At 68.4% G+C, this 22,149-nt stretch carries 15 protein-coding genes; all 15 read right to left on the bottom strand.

All coding sequences use genetic code 11. The features are described from left to right. Positions 1-2,384, bottom strand: a 2,384-nt coding sequence (locus ACIBK3_RS22840) for a tetratricopeptide repeat protein (RefSeq protein ID WP_399368126.1), incomplete at its 3' end; no start/stop codon positions are given. 491 nt (positions 2,385-2,875) lie between these two features. Next, positions 2,876-4,846: a TIGR03960 family B12-binding radical SAM protein gene (locus ACIBK3_RS22845; protein WP_399368127.1), complete on the bottom strand. Its 1,971-nt coding sequence runs from the start codon at positions 4,844-4,846 to the stop codon at positions 2,876-2,878. 132 nt (positions 4,847-4,978) lie between these two features. After that, a complete protein-coding gene (locus tag ACIBK3_RS22850) occupies positions 4,979-6,550 on the bottom strand; it encodes a CHAD domain-containing protein (protein WP_399368129.1) in 1,572 nt (523 codons plus the stop codon). 48 nt (positions 6,551-6,598) lie between these two features. Further along, positions 6,599-7,798, bottom strand: a complete 1,200-nt coding sequence (gene rodA / locus ACIBK3_RS22855; protein ID WP_399368131.1) for a rod shape-determining protein RodA — start codon at positions 7,796-7,798, stop codon at positions 6,599-6,601. Then, complete coding sequence (gene mrdA / locus ACIBK3_RS22860; protein ID WP_399368133.1) at positions 7,795-10,044, bottom strand: penicillin-binding protein 2; 2,250 nt, start codon at positions 10,042-10,044, stop codon at positions 7,795-7,797. The genes rodA and mrdA overlap by 4 nt, the downstream gene beginning before the upstream one ends. A 244-nt stretch (positions 10,045-10,288) precedes the next feature. Next, positions 10,289-10,966 (bottom strand): rod shape-determining protein MreD, encoded by a 678-nt coding sequence (gene mreD, locus ACIBK3_RS22865; protein ID WP_399368135.1) that lies wholly within the window; start codon positions 10,964-10,966, stop codon positions 10,289-10,291. Positions 10,967-10,978: 12 nt separating this feature from the next. Continuing rightward, positions 10,979-11,926, bottom strand: coding sequence for a rod shape-determining protein MreC (gene mreC / locus ACIBK3_RS22870; protein ID WP_399368137.1), 948 nt, complete (start codon positions 11,924-11,926; stop codon positions 10,979-10,981). Between the two features lie 210 nt (positions 11,927-12,136). Continuing rightward, positions 12,137-13,156: a rod shape-determining protein gene (locus ACIBK3_RS22875; RefSeq protein ID WP_004931372.1), complete on the bottom strand. Its 1,020-nt coding sequence runs from the start codon at positions 13,154-13,156 to the stop codon at positions 12,137-12,139. Positions 13,157-13,424: 268 nt separating this feature from the next. Further along, on the bottom strand, positions 13,425-13,838 hold the full coding sequence (ndk, locus tag ACIBK3_RS22880) for a nucleoside-diphosphate kinase (protein ID WP_030675333.1): 414 nt from the start codon (positions 13,836-13,838) through the stop codon (positions 13,425-13,427). 140 nt (positions 13,839-13,978) lie between these two features. Then, positions 13,979-14,335 (bottom strand): DUF4233 domain-containing protein, encoded by a 357-nt coding sequence (locus tag ACIBK3_RS22885; RefSeq protein WP_399368138.1) that lies wholly within the window; start codon positions 14,333-14,335, stop codon positions 13,979-13,981. Positions 14,336-14,340: 5 nt separating this feature from the next. Continuing rightward, positions 14,341-15,840: a bifunctional folylpolyglutamate synthase/dihydrofolate synthase gene (locus ACIBK3_RS22890; RefSeq protein ID WP_399368140.1), complete on the bottom strand. Its 1,500-nt coding sequence runs from the start codon at positions 15,838-15,840 to the stop codon at positions 14,341-14,343. A 219-nt stretch (positions 15,841-16,059) separates the two neighbouring features. Continuing rightward, positions 16,060-18,690 (bottom strand): valine--tRNA ligase, encoded by a 2,631-nt coding sequence (locus tag ACIBK3_RS22895; protein WP_399368143.1) that lies wholly within the window; start codon positions 18,688-18,690, stop codon positions 16,060-16,062. 199 nt (positions 18,691-18,889) lie between these two features. Continuing rightward, complete coding sequence (gene clpX / locus ACIBK3_RS22900; RefSeq protein ID WP_399368145.1) at positions 18,890-20,176, bottom strand: ATP-dependent Clp protease ATP-binding subunit ClpX; 1,287 nt, start codon at positions 20,174-20,176, stop codon at positions 18,890-18,892. Positions 20,177-20,382: 206 nt separating this feature from the next. Beyond that, positions 20,383-21,063, bottom strand: a complete 681-nt coding sequence (locus ACIBK3_RS22905) for an ATP-dependent Clp protease proteolytic subunit (RefSeq protein ID WP_030675317.1) — start codon at positions 21,061-21,063, stop codon at positions 20,383-20,385. A 71-nt stretch (positions 21,064-21,134) separates the two neighbouring features. Continuing rightward, positions 21,135-21,740 carry an ATP-dependent Clp protease proteolytic subunit gene (locus ACIBK3_RS22910; protein ID WP_030928601.1) on the bottom strand — a complete coding sequence of 202 codons (606 nt, stop codon included), beginning with the start codon at positions 21,738-21,740 and terminating at the stop codon, positions 21,135-21,137. Between the last annotated feature and the right edge of the window lie 409 nt (positions 21,741-22,149).

Raw genomic sequence — 22,149 nt, forward strand, 5'->3', positions numbered from 1 at the left:
ACGACGCCACGCTCGGCGAAGTTCCGTTCGTCCCGAGGGTCGAGTTCGACGGCACGGTTGAAGTCGGCAACAGCCTCCTCATACCGGTCCATGAACCGGTACACGACGCCACGCTCGGCGAATTTCCAATCGCGTTGAGGGTCGAGTTCGACGGCACGATTGAGGTCGGCAAGAGCCTCCTCATACCGACCCGCGTACCGATAAGTGACGCCACGATGCGCGATAGCCCATTCATAGTCCGGTTTCAGTTCGATAGCGCGGCCAAGGTCGGCAACAGCCTCCTCATACCGACCCATGAACCGGTAGGTGAAACCACGCCAGGCGAAGTTCCATTCGTTGCGGGAGTCGAGTTCGACGGCACGGTTGAAGTCGGCAACAGCCTCCTCATACCGGCCCATGAGCAAGTAAGTGATACCGCGTTCCGCGAAGTGCATACCGTCTTGAGGGTCAAGGTCGGTGGCGCGATTGAAGTCCGAAAGAGCCTTTTCATATAGACCCTTCAACCGGTAGGTGAGGCCGCGGCCATAATAAGCGCGAGAGCTCTGCGAGTTCAAGGCAATGGATTTATCATATTGGAGTAGAGCATTTTCATACTGGCCGGCATTGCGGTGATCCCGGCCGCGGAGGAGATGCGCGAAGGCCCTTCCGTCAGAGCTGAGGTGCCCTCGTGCGGTCAGAAGAGACAGGGCTGAGCTCTCAGGTCTCTGGTCGTCGTCCAGATCCAGTGCCACAAGGAGTTGTCGCCCCCAGTCAAGTATCTCTCCCGTGTCGGTGTCCTGGCCGACCTGAAGGAGCGTTTGCGCCCACCGACGCAGGGTGGCAGTGCCGTGGTCGTATGCGTCGAGAAGTTCGCGCACTGTCCGGGAGAGGGCCGTGTGGGGATCGGCGCAGAGGCGGTGGTAGGTCTCCTGCAGGCGGAGGCTTCGCCAGTCATGGCTTTCCCACCAGCCTTTCTCCGGCGGGACACCCTCCTCTAACTGAGCTCGTTGGTTTCGGAATGCATCGGCGAGCCGGGTGTGCTGGTCCTTCCAGCGCGCTGGGGATTGCTGGCGCTGGAGGCGTAGCATCGTGTCACGCACGACGCCGTGGTAGTGACAGCGACCTGCGCGGTCGGTGACGAATGGAAGGGAGCGCAGCCAGTCGAACTGGTCCGCGGCATCTTCCCCCACGGATATCCGGTAGATGTCTTCGTCTAATTCTTGGGGTAGGGCGCAAGCCAGTGCCGCGGCACGGCGGGCCGGATCAGTCTCCCACTTCAAGAACCGCTCCACGGCGGTGCCGCTCGGGTCTCCGACGTCCTCGGCGCTAGCGGGCCGGGTTTCGGCGAGCGTGGACAGGAGCACAGGCAGCCGCCCCGACAGTCGCAAGATCACTTCCACTGTGCGTTCATCGGTGATGCCTTTGGACGTCAGGAACTTGCGTGCCTCAGCTTCGGTGAACACCTCCAATGGGAGATCCGTGACCAGGTCCAAACAGTCGGCCCAGGTACGGGTGTCGAGTTGGTTTTGTCCGGCGATCACGACCAACACGTTCGCTGGGAGTTCTCCGTACCTCTCGGAAGTCAGGATGTCGCGCAGCCATATGTCCAGGAGCGGACCCGTGCGCTCATAGGTGTCCAAGAACAGCACCACCCATGGGCGGCGCTGTGCTACCTCGGCCAGCTCCTGGAGAAACACCGGGGTGAGGACCTTTAGCGGAGACATGACCAGTTGAAGATCTTCGTGGCTGCGGAACCGGGTGCTGAGCATCGCCTTCATTCGGTCTGCTCCGGCGGCCACTTGGTGAGGGTCGACCGCGCCGGTGAAGGCCCCGACCCCCGGTAGCATTCCGAGGCCGACCAGCCCCACCTGTGCGGCGATCAAGCTGCCTGGCGATGGCGCCGACGCGGTTGGCCCCGACCCCGCGTCTGATTCTCCAGCTGTCGGCTGGGTCCCTGGTGCGAGGGCAGAAGCAGCATCGAGCTCGTGGCGATGTTGCCGGTACACCGCCAAGGCCTTGTCGAAGTTCTTAAGAGCCACCCCTTGCTGGGCGCACTGCGTACTGAGAGCCTCCATGGCCTCCACCACATCGGCTACGGACTCATCCACGTACCCCGTGACCGCATGACGCTCCCGGGCTTCGCTTTCCATACGACGTAGCAGAGTGGACTTCCCGACACCGGCGGGGCCATGAACGTGGAAGAGGAACTCTGCGGATGCTTCAGGAGGCCGCCTGAGGGTGTCTGTGAGGGCCGCGAGCTCGCCCTGCCGTCCTACGAACCCGTCCCGGCGCCGTTGCCGGATCAACTCTTGTCGCGAGATCTTCCGCACCGCCACCGCTTCGCCCCTCCCGGAAACGGCAGATGCACTGCCTCGGCCATGCTCCCAGATTGCAGGCGCGGGCACGAGGTTGATCCGAGCTCCTCCGGAAGACAACTCGTGGCAGCGGAGCAATACTCAAAGATCTAATAGCAGTTCACGGTGACGGGTGACCCCTACTCAAGACCTTGGGCTGGCGCTCCTCTCCCCAGGCAGAGGGCCCCGTCACCGCGCATCTGCCGGAGTACGTCGCACTTCTCCACGATGAGTCGTGATCGTGATCTGAGCCGTCCGTACGGCCACCTCTCCCTCACCACGCGAGCCGCCGAGCTACTGGGCTGGGGCTCGGGCAGGGTCTCGATGGCGGGCATGACTTGTTACAAAGCGGGCGAGCGTTCCCGCCTCCTCGGAGACGACCCGCGGGCTGCCTCCAGGACTCGGCAAGGGCGTCCGGGAAGTGTGTCTGACGACGCTGGCGGGCGATGGCGCGAAGCGACGACGGCTGCGAGCACAGTCGTCACCTCGTCGTCGCTCATCCCCGCCAGCACTTCGACCACCGACCGAGCGCCCCGTTCACCTCAGTGCGCGTGACCACTCGCGGCGGGCGCCGGACCTGCGTTCTTGACCGTCAGAGGCAGCAGCTTCTTCCCGGTCGGGCCGATCTGGATGTGCGTGTCCAGCTGCGGGCACACCCCGCAGTCGAAGCAAGGCGTCCACCGGCAGTCCTCGACCTCCGTCTCGTCGAGGGCGTCCTGCCAGTCCTCCCAGAGCCAGTCCTTGTCGAGGCCCGAGTCGAGGTGGTCCCAGGGGAGGACCTCCTCGTAGGTGCGCTCGCGGGTGGTGTACCAGTCGACGTCGACGCCGAAGGGGGCCAGCGCCTTGTCGGCGCACCGCATCCAGCGGTCGTAGGAGAAGTGCTCGCGCCAGCCGTCGAAGCGGCCGCCGTCCTCGTAGACGGCGCGGATGACGGCGCCGATGCGGCGGTCGCCCCGGGACAGCAGGCCCTCGACGATGCCGGGCTTGCCGTCGTGGTAGCGGAAGCCGATGGAGCGGCCGTACTTCTTGTCGCCGCGGATCTTGTCGCGGAGCTTCTGCAGGCGGGTGTCCGTCTCCTCGGCGCTCAGCTGGGGTGCCCACTGGAAGGGGGTGTGGGGCTTGGGGACGAAGCCGCCGATCGACACCGTGCAGCGGATGTCGTTCTGGCCGGAGACCTCACGGCCCTTCTGGATGACGTTCATCGCCATGTCGGCGATCTGCAGGACGTCCTCGTCTGTCTCCGTCGGCAGGCCGCACATGAAGTACAGCTTCACCTGGCGCCAGCCGTTGCCGTAGGCCGTCGCGACCGTCCGGATCAGGTCCTCTTCCGAGACCATCTTGTTGATGACCTTGCGCATGCGCTCGGAGCCGCCCTCGGGCGCGAACGTCAGGCCGGAGCGGCGGCCGTTGCGGGTCAGTTCGTTGGCCAGGTCGACGTTGAAGGCGTCCACGCGGGTGGAGGGGAGGGACAGGCCGATCTTGTCGTCCTCGTAGCGGTCTGCGAGGCCCTTGGCGATGTCGCCGATCTCGCTGTGGTCCGCGGAGGAGAGGGACAGCAGGCCGACCTCCTCGAAGCCCGTCGCCTTCAGGCCCTTCTCCACCATGTCGCCGATGCCGGTGATGGAGCGTTCCCGGACCGGGCGCGTGATCATGCCGGCCTGGCAGAAGCGGCAGCCTCGGGTGCAGCCGCGGAAGATCTCGACCGACATGCGCTCGTGGACCGTCTCGGCGAGCGGGACGAGCGGCTGCTTGGGGTACGGCCACTCGTCCAGGTCCATGACCGTGTGCTTGGAGACACGCCACGGGACGCCCGACTTGTTGGGGACCACGCGCGCGATACGGCCGTCGGGCAGGTACTCCACGTCGTAGAACGCCGGGATGTACACCGAGCCCGTCTTCGCGAGGCGGAAGAGGACCTCCTCGCGGCCGCCGGGGCAGCCCTGCGCCTTCCACTCCCGGATGATGCGGGTCATGTCCAGCACGGCCTGTTCGCCGTCACCGATGACCGCCGCGTCGATGAAGTCGGCGATCGGTTCGGGGTTGAAGGCGGCGTGGCCGCCGGCCAGGACGATCGGGTCGTCGAGCGTACGGTCCTTGGACTCCAGCGGGATGCCCGCCAGGTCCAGCGCGGTGAGCATGTTCGTGTAGCCCAGCTCCGTGGAGAAGGACAGGCCGAACACGTCGAAGGCCTTCACCGGGCGGTGGCTGTCCACCGTGAACTGCGGGACGTGGTGCTCCCGCATCAGCGCCTCCAGGTCCGGCCACACGCTGTACGTGCGCTCGGCGAGGACGCCCTCCTGCTCGTTCAGGACCTCGTAGAGGATCATGACGCCCTGGTTGGGCAGACCGACTTCGTACGCGTCCGGGTACATGAGCGCCCAGCGGACGTCGCACGACTCCCACGGCTTGACGGTGGAGTTGAGCTCTCCGCCGACGTACTGGATCGGCTTCTGCACATGCGGGAGCAGGGCTTCGAGCTGCGGGAACACCGACGCAGCGACTTCGGCAGGCATCTCGCGAACCTTCGTGAGCGGGACAGGACTGACAGGGTTGACCATTCAGCGTAACGCGATCGCGAGGGCCCTCCGTACGGCCGAACGGCCCGACGGGCCGGGTCCCGTCCGTGTCCGGAGCGCCCAGAGGGGTCAGAGGGCCGCCGCCCCGTCCTTGATACCCGTCCAGAAGCCGGGCAGTTCCGCCTCCACGGCGGCCGCACGCCGCTCCTCGCGCCCGTACAGCAGTCCGTACGTGAACGCGCTCTCCCCCGCCGCGTGCGCGACCGCGGACAGCTCGCGCAGGGTCTGCCGGGCCATCACGCTGTCCTGATGGTCGCCGAGCAGGCTCTGCAGGGACTTCATCGCCTTGGCCAGGTCCCTGGCCGGGGCGCCGAGGGCCAGGGTGGCGGCCTCGGCCGCATAGCGGGTGCGCTTGGTCCTCTTGCGGGCCTCGTGCACGGCGATGTCCCGTTCGGGGCCGGGCGACAGCTCCAGCGCCTCCCCGACGAGCCCGGCGACCTTCCCGAAGTCCCTGCGCACGGCGCCGGCGATCACCTTGCCGGGTTTCTTCCCGGCCGCCTCCCGCAGCGGCGGGTGGGCGATCAGCGCGTCCAGGGTGTCCAGCAGGGTGAGGTAGCGCGCGGAGTCCAGGACGCCGATCAGGTGGCCGCGCGAGCCGCCGCGGCTGTCGCTCGCCCACCTGGCCAGCCGAGCGCCGACGGGACCGGAGACCAGCGGGTCGGGCACCTCCGCGAGGGCCGCCGTCAGACGTTCGGTCAGTACCTCGCGGTCCCGGTCCACGCCCAGCTCACCGGCCAGCCACCTCAGCTCCTCGCCGACCGGGTCGGTGACGGCACGGTCGAGCACCTTCGCGTACGACTTGAAGGTTCCGCGCATCCGGCGGGTGGCGACGCGCATGCTGTGCACGGAGTCCTCGACGTCCTGGCGTACGGCCGGGTCGAGCTCGACGATCGCGTCCCGCTGGGCGCGGAGGTACGCGAGGACGTGGTCGCCCGCGGTCACAGGTGGTTCCTGGGACGCCGGCGCGCTCTTCCCGGCCGACTTCTTCCCGGCACCCGTGCGGGCCTTATGGGCCTTGCGGGCTCTGCCGGCCTTACGGGCCTCGGGATCGGTCTCCGACAGCGCCCGTGCCAGCTTCGAAGCGGACGCGGAGGGCCGTACCCCCGCCTTGCGCAGCCGTTTCTCGACCTGGTCGAGGAAGACCGGGTCGGTCCCGTCGGCGAGTTCCACCTCGATCTCGGTCCACTGGGCCTCGCCCTCGCCCCCGGTCAGCCGCTCGGCCCGCACGGCGTCCACGCTGACCTCGGCGAGCAGCCGTCCCGCCACGTCGAGGAGGTCGCGCACGTCCCGGGCCGAGCGCAGCCGGACCACGGGGACCAGTTCCGCCTTCCGGACGCGGGAGCGGACCAGTCCGGCGAGGTCGTCGGGGAGGGTGTCGGACAGCGGTGCCCGCATCTCGTCCCGTACGCCCGGGGCCACGGGGAACTTCAGATGCCAGCCCGCGTCCGAGCCACCCGTGCGGCGGCGCAGGGTGATGGAGGACGCGGCGAGACGTTGGTCGGCGGTGTCGTAGTAGGTGGCGTCCAGTTGCGCGACACCCTTGTCGATCACGGCCTCCACCCCGGCGACGCCGGTCAGGTCGGGGAGCCCGCTGTCGTCGGACTCGTACTTCCGCTCGATCTCCCGCTGTATGTCCACCATGACCTGAATCTAGTCCGCGGCGGGCTGTCAGGGCAGGGGCACGCGTTCCTACGCGGACATCGGGCGCTGCACCCGGATCGACTGCAGCAGCCCCACCGCCACCCAGACGGAGAACATCGACGATCCTCCGTACGACACGAAGGGCAGCGGCAGTCCGGTGACCGGCATGATCCCGAGGGTCATCCCGATGTTCTCGAACGACTGGAAGGCGAACCAGGCCACGATCCCGGCGGCGACGATCGTGCCGTACAGCTCGGTCGTCTCGCGGGCGATGCGGCAGGCACGCCACAGCACGACACCCAGCAGCACGATGATCAGGCCCGCGCCGACGAAGCCCAGTTCCTCGCCCGCGACGGTGAACACGAAGTCCGTCTGCTGCTCGGGCACGAACTGGCCGGTGGTCTGTGAGCCGTGGAAGAGGCCCGCGCCCGTCAGGCCGCCCGAACCGATGGCGATGCGGGCCTGGTTGGTGTTGTAGCCGACGCCCGCGGGGTCGAGGCTGGGGTTGGCGAAGGCGGCGAACCGGGCGATCTGGTATTCGTCCAGGACGTGCAGCTGCCACATGGCGATCGCCCCTGCCGCGCCCGCCCCGAGCAGTCCGAACACCCAGCGGTTGGAGGCGCCGGAGGCGAGCAGCACACCGAGCACGATGATCACCATGACCATGACCGACCCGAGGTCGGGCATCAGCATCACGATGAGCATGGGTACGGCGGCCAGGCCGAGCGCCTGGAGGACGGTCCGGTGGTCGGGGTAGAGCTTGTCGCCCGCGTCCACCCGGGCCGCCAGCAGCATCGCCATGCCCAGGATGATCGTGATCTTCACGAACTCGGAGGGCTGGAGCGAGAAGCCGCCGCCCAGCACGATCCACGAGTGGGCGCCGTTGACCGTGGTGCCGAGCGGGGTCAGCACCATCAGGATCAGGAACACCGAGGCGCCGTACAGGAGTGGCACGGCCGTGCGCAGGCCACGGTGGCCGAGCCAGACGGTGCCGATCATCAGGGCGAAGCCGATGCCGGTGTTCAGGAAGTGCCGGAGCAGGAAGTAGTACGGGTCGCCCTGGTTGATCTCGGTGCGGTTGCGGGTCGCCGAGAAGACGAGGACCGAGCCGATCGCCGAGAGCGCGAGCGCCGCCAGCAGTATCGGCCAGTCCAGTCGCCGGGCGAGCGAGTCGCGGGCGAACACCCGGGTCCAGCCCGCGCGCTGCGGCCCGTACCCGGAGACGGAGAAGCTGTTCGCGCCCGTCATGTGAGCTTCCTCCGGCTTGCCCTGCCGCGCCGTCGCCGGCGCGTGTTCTGGTTGCCCGTGGTGGCCGTCGGGGCCGTGCCCGGCACCTGCTGCCCGCCCGGGTCGGTCACTGCCTTCTTGGCGGACCGCAGTTCCTTGACCGGGTCCTTGGCGATCTTCGGGGAGGTGATCGAGCCGTCCGCCTTGATCTTCGGCAGGCTCTTCTGCGGGGTGGGCAGCAGCGCCTTCTTGTGGTTGATGGAGCCGTCGGCCTGGACGCCGTACAGGGCGCTGTAGATGTTGCGCACTGCCTCACCGGAGGCACCGGAGCCCGTACCGGCCTGGGAGATCGTCATGACGATCGTGTAGTCCTTGGAGTACGTGGCCAGCCAGGACGTGGTCTGCTTGCCGTAGACCTCCGCGGTACCGGTCTTGGCGTGCAGTTCGATCTTGTCCTGCGGCCAGCCCTGGAACTTCCAGGCGGCGGTACCGCTGGTGACGACGCCCGCCAGGGCCTTGTCCATGCCCTCGTGCGTGGCCTGGGTGATCGGGAGCTTGGCCCTGACCCGCGGCTTGATCTCCTTGACCGTCTTGCCGTCGGCGCTGACGATCGCCTTGCCGATGGTCGGGACGTACTCGGTGCCGCCGTTGGCGAGCGCCCCGTAGATCATGGCCTCCTGGATCGGCGTGACGAGGGTGTCGCCCTGGCCGATGGAGTAGTTGATCGAGTCGCCCTCGCGCATCTTGTTGCCTTCGAGGCAATTCTCGTAGGCGATCTTCTCGACGTAACTGCCGTCTTTCTTACCGGTCTTGCACCAGGAGTCCTTGTTGGCCTTCCAGTAGTCCGCCTTCCACTGGCGGTCCGGGACGCGGCCGGTGACCTCGTTGGGCAGGTCGACGCCGGTCTCCTTGCCGAGGCCGAACTGGTGGGCGGCCTTGTAGAAGTAGTCCTTGGGCTCGCCCTTCTTCGGGTTGATGCCGCCGTCCTTCTTCCACTCGCGGTCGGCGAGGCCGTAGAAGACGGTGTCGCAGGAGACCTCCAGGGCACGGCCGAGTGAGATCGGGCCGAAGTTCTCCCCCTCGAAGTTCTTGAAGACCTGGCCGCCCACCGAGTACGAGCTGGTGCAGGGGTAGCCGCCGTCCCACTCGTAGCCGGCTTCGACCGCGGCGGCCGTGGAGACCACCTTGAAGGTCGAACCGGGCGCGGACTGACCCTGTATGGCCCGGTTGAGCAGGGGGTAGTTGGAGTCCTTGCCGGTGAGCTTCCTGTAGTCCTTGGCGGAGATGCCGCCGACCCAGACGTTCGGGTCGTACTTCGGGGCGGATGCCATCGACACGATCCGGCCGGTCTTGGCCTCCATCACGATGACGGCGCCCGAGTCGGCCTTGTAGTTCTCGCCGGTGATCTTGTCGAACTGCTTGCGGGCGGTCTTCATCGCCTGGTCGAGCTCGTACTCGGCGACCCGCTGGACGCGGGCGTCGATGCTGGTGACCAGGTTGGAGCCGGGCTGGGCGGCGTCGGCCTCGGCCTGGCCGATGACCCGGCCCAGGTTGTCGACCTCGTACCGGGTGACGCCCGCCTTGCCGCGCAACTCCTTGTCGTACTGGCGTTCCAGGCCGGAGCGGCCGACCTGGTCGGAGCGCAGGTAGGGCGAGTCGGTGTCCTGGGCCTTGGTGATCTCCTCGTCGGTGACCGGGGAGAGGTAGCCGAGGACCTGGGCGGTGTTGGCCTTGCCGGGGCCCGAGTAGCGGCGTACGGCCTGCGGCTCGGCGGTGATGCCGGGGAAGTCCTCGGCCCGCTCGCGGATCTGCAGGGCCTGCCGGGCGGTGGCCTCGTCGGTGATGGGGATCGGCTGGTAGGGCGAGCCGTTCCAACAGGGCTGCGGCGTCTTGGCGTCACACAGCCGGACCTTCTCCATGACCTCCTTGGGCGTCATGCCGAGGACGCCGGCCAACTTGGCGAGGACGGCCTTGCCGTCGTCCTTCATCTTCAACAGGTCGGTGCGGGAGGCGGAGACGACCAGCCGGGTCTCGTTGTCGGCGAGGGGCACTCCGCGCGCGTCCAGGATCGACCCGCGCACGGCGGGGTCGACGACCTGCTGGACGTGGTTGCCGGAGGCCTCCTTGGCGTACTCGTCGCCCTCTCGGATCTGGAGGTACCACAGGCGCCCGCCGAGGGTGCCGAGCAGGGAGAGGACGAGGATCTGGATGACGACGAGCCGGATCTGGACCCGTGGGGTCCGGCCGGTCTCGGGGATGTTGGTCACTGCGGCTGCCTCCCCCTCTCAGTGTGCGGACGTGTGTGAACGGACGTGTGTACGTACGAGCCATGCGCGTACGAGCCATGCGCGTACGAGCCATGCGCGTACGAGTGATCCGCGTACGAATGATCCGCGTACGAATGATCCGCGTACGAATGATGAACGACGAGCCTGTGAGGGCGCGTTCCGCCGGAGCGTCCCCGTTCGGGTGAAGTGTCCAGTGGCGCGCTCAGCGCGCGGGCTCCCGCCCTCACAGCCGCTTGACCCCCTTGATGCGGCCGGCCCGCGCGGTGCGGGTCCGGGTCTTGGTCTTCAGGGAGCCGAGCGCGCCGCGCTGACCGCCGATCCTGAGGCCGGTGCCCGAGGCGAGCCAGCCCGAGGAGATGTCGGTGGACTGGGCGGCGGAGCCGGTCTCGGCGAGCGGGTCGTTGTCGGCGCGCCGGGCCAGGGCCATGATCCCGGGCACGACGAACGGGGCGAGCAGCACGTCGTACAGGGCGGCCGTGAACAGCAGGCTGGGCAGGCCGACATGGCGGGCGGCGGTGTCGCCGACGAGGGCGCCGACCCCGGCGTACAGCAGGGTGGAGCCGATGGCGGCGGCCACGACCACGGCCAACGGGCCGGTGGCGGACTTCAGGCGGCCGGTCTCCGGCTTGACGAGGCCGGCGAGGTAGCCGATCACGCACAGCACGAGGGCGTAGCGGCCGGCCGCGTGGTCGGCGGGCGGCGCGAGGTCGGCGAGCAGACCGGCGCCGAAGCCGACGAGGGCGCCGCCGACATGGCCGTAGACCAGGGCGAGGCCGAGGACGGTGAGCAGCAGCAGGTCGGGGACGGCGCCGGGGAGATGGAGGCGGGCGAGGATGCTCACCTGGAGCACCAGGGCGACGACGACCAGGGCGGACGAGAGCAGGATCCGGTTGACACGCATGGGCTACAGCTCCTACTGCTCTGACTGGATCTCGCCGTCGACCGCCGCGTTCGCGGACGGGGTGACGGTCACCGTCACGGTCGGCGTGGGGGTCGGCTTGGGTTTGGCGGGGAGCACCGTGTCGCGTGGGTCCTTCTTCGGGGCTTGGACGACCACGCCGACGACGTCGAGCTTGGTGAAGCTGACGTACGGCGTGACGTACAGGGTGCGGGTGAGGTCGCCGCCGGAGGGGTCGACGCGGGAGACCACGCCGACCGGGACGCCGGGCACGAAGGGTTTGTCGGCCTGCGAGCCGAAGGTGACCAGGCGGTCGCCCTTCTTGACGTCGGCCTTGCCGTTGAGGAGTTCGACGCGCAGCGGACGGTCGCCCTGCCCGGAGGCGAAGCCGAGTTCGTCGCCGGCCTCCATGCGGGTGCCGACGGTGAAGTCGGGGTCGTTGGCGAGCAGGACCGTGGCTGTGTCGGGACCGACGGTGGTCACGCGTCCGACCAGGCCGTCCCCGTTGAGGACGGTCATGTCGCGCTGGATGCCGTCATGGGCGCCGACGTCGATGGTGATGGTCCAGGAGAAGCCCTGGGCCGCTCCTATGGCGATGACCTGGGCGCCCTTGATGCCGTACTGGCCCGCTCCGGCGATCTTCAGCATCTTGTCGAGCTGGGTCAGGCGGGAGCGGTTGCGGTCGTCGCTGCCGAGCTTCGCCTTGAGGGCCGCGTTCTCCTTTTCCAACACGGCGAGCCGGTCGTGGCGTTCGCCGGAGTCACGGATGGCCGACACGGCGTTGCCGACCGGGTCGACCGCGGTCGACACGCCGTTCTCGATCGGACCGAACACGGTGGCCGCGGCCTGGCGGGCACCGTCGACCGGTGAGTCCTCCCCGCCGCGGATGTCCACCGTGATCAGCGCGAACGCGACGGCGACCAGCAGCACCAGGAGGAGCCGGCTCTCTCGTGTGTCCCTCACGTGCGGCGGCCGTGCCTTCCTCGATAGGAATGTGCAGAGGTTCAGTGTTCAGGTGTTGACGTGTGCGGGTGTTGATGCGTTCGGGTGGTGACGTGTTCAGGTGGGCGGATTTTCAGTTCCGCGGAGGCATGTGGGGGAGCCTATGCCGCCAGATCAACGATCCGCCGTACGAGAGCAGATCATCTCGTACGGCGGGATCGAAGCGTCACGTCATCTGCGCGGCTGGGCGTCCAGGACCTGCTGGAGCGCCTCGAACTCCTCGACGCACTTGCCGGAGCCGAGCGCCACGCTGTCCAGCGGGTCCTCGGCGATGTGGATCGGCATACCGGTCTCGCGCCGCAGCCGCTCGTCGAGGCCGCGCAGCAGCGCTCCGCCGCCGGTCAGAACGATTCCCCGGTCCATGATGTCGCCGGACAGCTCCGGCGGGCACTTGTCCAGGGTCGTCTTGACGGCGTCCACGATGGCGTTGACCGGTTCCTCGATCGCCTTGCGGACTTCGGCGGCCGAGATGACGACGGTCTTGGGCAGCCCGGAGACGAGGTCCCGGCCACGGATTTCGGTGTGCTCGTCAGCGTCGAGGTCGTACGCCGAACCGATCGTGATCTTGATCTGTTCGGCCGTCCGCTCACCCAGCAGAAGGGAGTACTCCTTCTTGATGTGCTGGATGATCGCGTTGTCCAACTCGTCGCCCGCGACGCGGATGGACTGAGCGGTGACGATGCCGCCGAGCGAGATGACCGCGACCTCCGTGGTGCCGCCGCCGATGTCCACCACCATGTTGCCCGTGGCCTCGTGGACCGGCAGGCCGGAGCCGATGGCCGCGGCCATGGGCTCCTCGATGATGTGCACCTGACGGGCGCCGGCCTGGGACGACGCCTCGATGACGGCGCGGCGCTCGACGCCCGTGATGCCCGAGGGCACACAGACGACGACCCGCGGACGAGCCAGATACCGCCGCTTGTGGATCTTCAGGATGAAGTAGCGGAGCATCCGCTCGGTGATCTCGAAGTCGGCGATCACGCCGTCCTTCAGCGGACGTACGGCAACGATGTTGCCGGGCGTGCGCCCGATCATCTTCTTCGCTTCGGCGCCGACCGCGAGGATGCCACCGGTGTTGGTGTTGATCGCGACGACGGACGGCTCGTTGAGTACGATCCCGCGACCCCTGACGTACACCAGCGTGTTGGCGGTCCCGAGGTCGACAGCCATGTCACGGCCGATGAACGACATTGAGTTCCCCATCAGGATTCTTCTGGCCTTCCGAGCTGCTTCTGAGGGCTTTTCAGGTCGGCGAGGTGGGTGCGGTGACGTGAAGGCTTCCATCGTAGACGCGCCTTCGCGAACACCGCGTGAGGGTCTCCGCCATTGTCAGCAGATGATGTGCGGGTCCGCTTCTGGAGACGGGCGTTCGGGGACACCCGTTCCCCCGATCGGTCACGCATATGCCAAGGAGTCCGAGGGCTTTGCCCCCAGACTCCCTTTTCGGCCGCTCGGAGCGTTACGCGCGGCCGGGGAAGAAGATCTTCACCTCACGTTCGGCGGACTCCTCGGAGTCGGAGGCGTGGATCAGGTTCTCGCGGACGATCACACCGTAGTCGCCGCGGATGGAGCCCGGTGCCGCGGCGATCGGGTCGGTCGGACCGGCGAGCGCGCGGACACCCTCGATGACCCGCTCACCCTCGACGATCAGCGCCACGACCGGACCGGAGGACATGAACTCCACCAGCGGCTCGTAGAACGGCTTGCCCTTGTGCTCGCCGTAGTGCTGCTCCAGGGTCTCCTGGTCCAGGGTGCGCAGCTCCAGCGCGGTGATCTGCCAGCCGGCCTTGCGCTCGATACGGCTGATGATCTCGCCGGTCAGGCCACGAGCGACTGCGTCGGGCTTGAGCAGGACGAGGGTGCGCTGGCTCACGTGAGCTCCTTAAACACAAGTGTGTGCGGGGTGATGAGGTTACCGGGCGTGTCCGGGCCTCTGTTACGCAGTGTCAGGTTGCGCGGCCTCGTCCTCGACGGCCGCGCGGGCTCCGGAGCCTCGCAGGCCCCGGAGCGGCCTCACACGCCGGACGGGCTGTTCTCGGCGGCCTGCGCCGCGAAGCGGGCCTTCGCCTCGTCGATCTTCCGGCCGTAGTGCACGGACGCCCACCACAGGGCCGCGAAGACCGCGCCGAGGAAGAACATCGTCGGGACGACGACGCCGGAGGCGATCAGGGCGATCTGCAGGGCCCAGCCGAGCACGACGCCGCCGGGGCGGGTCACCATGCCGCACAGCACCAGGCACAGGAACATGACGATGCCGCTGACCGTCCACACCGTCGCCGTGGACAGGCCGGGGTCCTTCATGGCGACCAGAGCGGCGAATCCGATGACGAAGAACTCGCCGATCAGGGTCGAAGCGCAGAGCGTACGCACGGTTGTCAGCCCCTCCCCAGGAGCAGTCGGGCCTCGCCGACGGTGATGACGGAACCGGTGATCAGCACGCCGCCGCCCGCGAACTCGCCCTCCTCCTCGGCCAGCGTGATCGCGGCCTCCAGGGCGTCCGGCAGCCGCGGCTCCACCTGGACGCGCTCCTCGCCGAACACCTCGACGGCGATCCCGGCGAGTTCGTCGGCGTCCATGGCCCGGTGGCTGGAGTTCTGGGTGACCACGACCTCGGCGAAGATCGGCTCGAAGGCCTCGAGGAGCCCCCGCACGTTCTTGTCCCCGCTGGCCCCGACCACGCCGATCAGCCGGCTGAAGTCGAAGGCCTCGCTGACCGCCTCGGCGGTGGCGCGGGCGCCGGCCGGGTTGTGGGCGGCGTCGAGCACGACGGTCGGGGACCGCCGTACGACTTCGAGGCGCCCGGGCGCGGAGACGGCCGCGAACGCCTTGCGGACGGTGTCGAGGTCGAGCGGCTCGGGCCGCTGGGAGCCGACGCCGAAGAAGGCCTCGACGGCGGCGAGGGCGACGGCCGCGTTGTGGGCCTGGTACGGGCCGTGCAGGGGCAGGTACACCTCGTCGTACTCCCCGCCCACCCCGCGCAGGGTGAGCAGCTGCCCGCCGACGGCGACCTGCCGGGAGACGACCCCGAACTCCAGCCCCTCGCGGGCGACGGTGGCGTCGACCTCGACGGCCTTCTTCAGCATCACCTGGGCCGCGTCGACCGGCTGCTGGGCCAGGATCACGGTCGCGTCCTGCTTGACGATGCCGGCCTTCTCGGTGGCGATCGCGGCGGTCGTCTCCCCGAGCCGGTCGGTGTGGTCGAGGTCGATGGGGGTGACGACGGCGACGTCCCCGTCGATGACGTTGGTGGCGTCCCAGCTGCCGCCCATCCCGACCTCGACGACCGCGACGTCGACGGGCGCGTCCGCGAAGGCGGCGTACGCCATCGCCGTCAGCACCTCGAAGAAGGACAGCCGGAACTCCTGCTGCGAGTCGACCATCTCGATGTACGGCTTGATGTCGTGGTACGTCTCGATGAACCGCTCGGCGGAGACGGGCGCCCCGTCCAGGCTGATCCGCTCGGTGATCGACTGGACGTGGGGGCTCGTGTACCGGCCGGTCCGCAGCTCGAAGGCGCCCAGCAGGGCCTCGATCATGCGGGCGGTGGAGGTCTTGCCGTTGGTGCCGGTGATGTGGATCGAGGGGTACGACCGCTGCGGCTCGCCCAGCACGTCCATCAGCGCGGCGATCCGGCTGACGGAGGGCTCCAGCTTGGTCTCGCCCCAGCGGGTGGCCAGCTCCGCCTCGACCTCGCGCAGGGCCTTGTCGACCTCCGGGTCCGCCGGGCGCGCGGGCACGTCGGCCTGCGGCGGGCCGCCCTGGGTGCGCAGGGTACGGCTGCCGGCCTCGATGACCGCGAGATCGGGATCCCGGTCGGTCTCGGCCGCGATGATCTCGTCGAAGGAGCTGTCGTCGTGCGGGGGCTGGTCACTCACGGGGCCAGTCTACGGAGGCCCGCCCCTGTCGTGCGCCCACGGGGCTTTCGCCCCCGCCGCCCCTTCCCGCCCCTTCCCGCCCCTTCCCGGGGGCCAGCCCCCGGACCCCCCGCTCCTCAAATGCCGGAGGGGCTGATTTCAGCCCCTCCGGCATTTTGAGGACGAGGTCCGTTCAGAGCCGACGCGGGGGTCCGGGGGCGTCGGCCTCCAGCGAAAAACCTACGCCTCCGGCAACCGCTCCAGCTGCGCGGCGATCCGCGTGATGTCCTCCTCCGCCTTGGCGAGCCGTGTGCGGATCTTCTCGACCACGTGGTCCGGAGCCTTGCCCAGGAACGCCTCGTTGCCGAGCTTCGCGTTCGCCTGGGCCTTCTCCTTCTCCGCGGCGGCCAGATCCTTCGCCAGCCGCTTGCGCTCCGCCGCCACGTCGATCGTGCCGGAGAGGTCGAGGGCCACCTCGGCGCCGGCGACGGGCAGGGTCGCCGTCGCCGTGAAGGCGTCGCCCTCCGGCTGGAGGCGCAGAAGTTGGCGGATGGCGGCCTCGTGGGGCGCCAGCGCCGTACCGTCCAGCGACAGGCGGGCCGGGACGCGCTGGCCCGGCTGCAGGCCCTGGTCGGCACGGAAGCGGCGGACCTCCGTGATGACCTGCTGGAGGGTGACGATCTCGCGCTCGGCGTCGGCGTCGCGGAAGCCGCTGTCGGCCGGCCACTCGGCGATGACGAGCGACTCGCCGCCGGTGAGGGTGGTCCACAGCGTCTCCGTGACGAACGGGACCACCGGGTGCAGCAGCTTCAGCGTGACGTCCAGGACCTCGCCCAGGACCCGCTTGCTGACCTCGGCCGCCGTGCCGCCCGCCTGGAACGTCGTCTTCGACAGCTCGACGTACCAGTCGAAGACCTCGTCCCACGCGAAGTGGAACAGCGCGTCGGAGAGCTTCGCGAACTGGTAGTCCTCGTAGAACGCGTCGACCTCCGCGACAACGGAGTTGAGGCGGGAGAGGATCCAGCGGTCCGTGGCCGACATGGCCGACGGCTCCGGCAGCGGGCCGTCCACCGTCGCGCCGTTCATCAGCGCGAAGCGCGTCGCGTTCCAGATCTTGTTGGCGAAGTTGCGGGAGCCCTGGACCCAGTCCTCGCCGATCGGGACGTCGGTGCCGGGGTTGGCGCCGCGGGCGAGGGTGAAGCGGAGGGCGTCGCTGCCGTACTTGTCCATCCAGTCCAGCGGGTTGACGACGTTCCCGAAGGACTTCGACATCTTCTTGCCGTTCTGGTCACGGACCATGCCGTGCAGGGCGATGGTGTGGAACGGCGGGGTGCCGTCCATCGCGTAGAGGCCGAACATCATCATCCGGGCGACCCAGAAGAAGAGGATGTCGTAGCCGGTGAGCAGGACGGAGTTCGGGTAGAACTTCGCGAGCGACTCGGTCTGTTCGGGCCAGCCGAGCGTGGAGAACGGCCACAGGCCGGAGGAGAACCAGGTGTCGAGGACGTCGGTGTCCTGCCGCCAGCCCTCCGCCTCGGTCCCGGGCGGCTGCTCGTCGGGGCCGACGCAGACGACCTCACCGTCCGGGCCGTACCAGACCGGGATCCGGTGGCCCCACCACAACTGCCGTGAGATGCACCAGTCGTGGAGGTTGTCGACCCAGTCGAAGTACCGCTTCTCCATCTCCTGCGGATGGATCTTGACCCTGCCGTCACGGACCGCGTCACCGGCCGCCTTCGCCAGCGGAGCGACCTTGACCCACCACTGCAGGGACAGCCGGGGTTCGATCGTGGTCTTGCAGCGCGAGCAGTGGCCGACCGAGTGGACGTACGGCCGCTTCTCGGCGACGATCCGGCCCTCGGCGCGCAGCGCGGCGACGATCGCGGAGCGGGCCTCCAGCCGGTCCTGGCCCTGGAAGGGGCCGTGGGCGGTGATGACGGCGTGCTCGTCCATGATCGTGATGGCGGGCAGGTCGTGGCGTCGGCCGATCTCGAAGTCGTTCGGGTCGTGGGCCGGGGTGACCTTGACGGCGCCCGTGCCGAACTCGGGGTCGACGTGCTCGTCGGCGACGACCGGGATGGAACGGTCGGTCAGCGGCAGCTTGATGAGCTTGCCGACGAGGTGCTTGTACCGCTCGTCGTCGGGGTGGACGGCGACGGCCGTGTCACCGAGCATCGTCTCGGCACGGGTCGTGGCGACGACGATGGTCTCGTCGCCCTCGCCGTACTTCATGGAGACGAGCTCGCCGTCGTCGTCCTGGTACTCCACCTCGATGTCCGAGATGGCCGTCAGACAGCGCGGACACCAGTTGATGATGCGCTCGGCGCGGTAGATCAGCTCTTCGTCGTAGAGCCGCTTGAAGATGGTCTGGACGGCCTGGGACAGCCCCTCGTCCATGGTGAACCGCTCACGCGACCAGGCGACACCGTCGCCGAGGCGGCGCATCTGCCCGCTGATCTGCCCACCGGACTCGGCCTTCCACTGCCAGACCCGTTCGACGAAGGCCTCCCGGCCGAGGTCGTGCCGCGACTTGCCCTCCTTGCCGAGCTCGCGCTCGACGACGTTCTGGGTCGCGATCCCCGCGTGGTCCATGCCGGGCTGCCACAGCGTCTCGTACCCCTGCATCCGCTTGCGGCGGGTGAGGGCGTCGATGAGCGTGTGCTCGAAGGCGTGCCCGAGGTGGAGCGAGCCGGTGACGTTCGGCGGCGGGATGACGATGGTGTACGGAGGCTTGTCGCTCTTCGCGTCGGCCTCGAAGTAACCCCGCTCCACCCAGCGCTCGTACAGCGGCCCCTCTACGTCGGCCGGCGCGTACTGGGTCGGCAGTTCGGTGGGGGGCGCTGATGGCTGCTGCTGAGCGTTCTCGGTCACGGGCTCAGTTTAGGGGTGTCGCACGGCAGTCCCGAAACGCGTTTGTTCTGTGACGGTGAGGTCCCCGACGCCATCCCGGTGCGTTGTCATCCTTCGCGCGCTTCTTTGTCATCCTTCGCGCGCTTCTTTCGCTTCCCGGTATGGGAAAGGGCCCCGGCCAGTCGACCGGGGCCCTTCCTGTTCGTCCTGTCGGCGGCGGCTACGCCGTCTTCTGCTCGCCCGGTCCCCGGCCCCGCGAATCCCGCGGGATCAGGGTCGGGTTGACGTTGGAGAGGACCACGTCGGCGGTGATGACCACGCGGGCCACGTCCTTGCGGGACGGGACCTCGTACATGACGCCCTGGAGAACCTCTTCCATGATGGCGCGCAGGCCGCGGGCGCCGGTCTGGCGGAGGATCGCCTGGTCGGCGATGGCTTCCAGGGCCTCGCGCTCGAAGTCGAGCTCCACGCCGTCGAGTTCGAAGAGCCGCTCGTACTGCTTCACCAGCGCGTTGCGCGGCTCGACCAGGATCTGGAGGAGCGCCTCGCGGTCGAGGTTGTGGACCGAGGTGATGACGGGGAGGCGGCCGATGAACTCGGGGATCATGCCGAACTTGACCAGGTCCTCGGGCATGACGTCCTCGAACTGGTCCTTGGCCTCCAGCTCCCGCTTGGAGCGGATCGTCGCACCGAAGCCGATGCCCTTCGCGCCGGCCCGGGACTCGATGATCTTCTCCAGGCCCGAGAAGGCGCCGCCCACGATGAACAGCACGTTCGTCGTGTCGATCTGGATGAACTCCTGATGGGGGTGCTTGCGGCCGCCCTGCGGCGGGACCGAGGCCGTGGTCCCCTCAAGGATCTTCAGCAGGGCCTGCTGGACGCCCTCGCCGGACACGTCACGCGTGATGGAAGGGTTCTCACTCTTCCTCGCGACCTTGTCGATCTCGTCGATGTAGATGATCCCGGTCTCGGCCTTCTTGACGTCGTAGTCGGCCGCCTGGATCAGCTTGAGCAGGATGTTCTCGACGTCCTCGCCGACATAGCCGGCCTCCGTCAGCGCCGTCGCGTCGGCGATGGCGAACGGGACGTTGAGCATCCGCGCCAGGGTCTGCGCGAGGAGGGTCTTGCCGGAGCCCGTGGGACCGAGCAGGAGGATGTTGGACTTCGCCAACTCGATGGCGTCCTCGCGCCCTTGGGCGCCGCCGTTCTCACCGGCCTGAACCCGTTTGTAGTGGTTGTACACCGCGACCGAGAGGGCCTTCTTGGCCTGCTCCTGGCCGACCACGTAGCCCTCGAGGAACTCGTAGATCTCGCGGGGCTTCGGGAGTTCCTCCCAGCGCACCTCGCTCGTCTCCGCGAGTTCTTCCTCGATGATCTCGTTGCAGAGATCGATGCACTCGTCGCAGATGTACACACCGGGCCCTGCGATGAGCTTCTTGACCTGCTTCTGGCTCTTGCCGCAGAACGAGCACTTGAGCAGATCGCCGCCGTCACCGATGCGTGCCACGGTGTGCTTCCCCTTCGCCTGGGAGACGCCTAGGTCCAGCGGCTCCTGGTGCTGCCTTATGTCCGACGGTACCTTGCCGAGCCCCCCGTTCGGGCCCCCCTTGGCGCGGTTCACTTTGACGTGCAGCGTGTCAACCGTGCCAGGGGGCGGCAGACGATACTCCCCCGGCCCTCGAAAGTGCTCGGGCCGGGGGATCCCCGCCCGCGTCAGCGCACGGCCGCGTTGTTCATCTTCCGGGTGGAGATGATCTGGTCGATCAGACCGTACGCCAGGGCGTCCTCAGCCGTGAGGATCTTGTCGCGCTCGATGTCCTCGCGGATCTTCTCGATCGGCGTGGTGGAGTGCTTGGCCAGCAGGTCTTCCAGCTGGGCACGCATCCGGAGGATCTCGTTGGCGGCGATCTCCAGGTCGGAGACCTGGCCCCGGCCCGTCTCGCTGTAGGGCTGGTGGATCAGCACGCGGGCGTTGGGCAGCGCCATGCGCTTGCCGGGCGTGCCGGCGGCCAGCAGGATGGCGGCGGCGGAGGCCGCCTGGCCCATGCAGACCGTCTGGACGTCGGGCTTCACGAACTGCATGGTGTCGTAGATCGCAGTCAGCGCCGTGAAGGAACCGCCGGGGCTGTTGATGTAGACCGAGATGTCCCGGTCGGGGTCCATCGACTCCAGGCACAGCAGCTGCGCCATGACGTCGTTGGCGGAGGCGTCGTCGATCTGCACGCCGAGGAAGATCACGCGCTCCTCGAAGAGCTTCGCGTACGGGTCGTACTCGCGGATGCCCTGCGAGGTGCGCTCGACGAAGCGGGGGATCACGTAGCGGGACTCGGCGACGGGCACCGTGCTCTCGGCGCGTGCGCGGTCGTACAGGCCGCTGCCGGGGAAGTCGTTCACTGTCTGTCTCCTAAGGGCTGAGGCGGTCGGCTGGGGGCTGTGCGGGGGGTGTTCCGGTCCCCGCATGGGGCTCAGGCCCCGGTGCCGCCGCCGCCCGGCATACCGGCGGCCGTGGCGATGACCTCGTCGATGAGGCCGTACTCCTTGGCCTCGTGGGCGTCGAACCAGCGGTCGCGGTCCGAGTCACGGGTGATCTGCTCGATCGTCTGGCCCGTGTGCTGGGAGGTGAGCTCCGCCATGCGCTTCTTGGTGTGCAGCAGCCGCTCGGCGTGGATCTTGATGTCGGAGGCCGAACCGGCCAGGCCCGCGGAGGGCTGGTGGATCAGGATCTCGGCGTTCGGGAGCGCGAAGCGCTTGCCGGGCGTACCCGCGCTGAGCAGGAACTGGCCCATCGAGGCGGCGAGGCCCATGGCGATGGTCACCACGTCGTTCTTGATGTACTGCATGGTGTCGTAGATCGCCATGCCGGCCGTGATCGAGCCGCCGGGGCTGTTGATGTACAGGAAGATGTCCTTGTCCGGATCGGCGGCAAGGAGCAGCAGCTGTGCGGTGATCTTGTTGGCGATGTCGTCGTCGACCGCCTGGCCGAGGAAGATGATCCGCTCGCCGAGCAGCCGGTTGTAGACCTGGTCACCGAGGCCACCACCGATGGAGGGGTCGCCGGCGGCGGAGGGCATCAGATTCGTCACGTATCCACCTGCTCGTCTTACGACGGCGTCCGGGCCGTCTTACGTTTCCCTGCGGGGCTGGAGCCGTTTCGGAGACTCCCCTGCCCTCGTATTCATGGACCCTAACGCGCGGGTCCCTTCGGAGAATCCCGGGAAGGGGGGTGTTCGCCGGGGGCGTAGAGCCTGCGACAGGTGGGCCGCGTGCCACTCAGAGCAGTGGTACAGGGGCGGGGCCGCTACGGGTCCGCCGGGGCCGCACACCCGCGGTGGTGCCGGGGCGAGGACCGCCGTGGCCACTCAGCGCGGTGGTACAGGGGCGGGGGCCGCCGTGGGTCCGCCCTGGATCCGCCGGGGCCACGACGGAGGTCTCCCCGCTCGAGCGGGGCCGGGAGTGGCGGAGGAGTCGCGCATCGGTACG

Source organism: Streptomyces sp. NPDC050287 (assembly GCF_044459385.1).
Classification (GTDB): Bacteria; Actinomycetota; Actinomycetes; order Streptomycetales; family Streptomycetaceae; genus Streptomyces.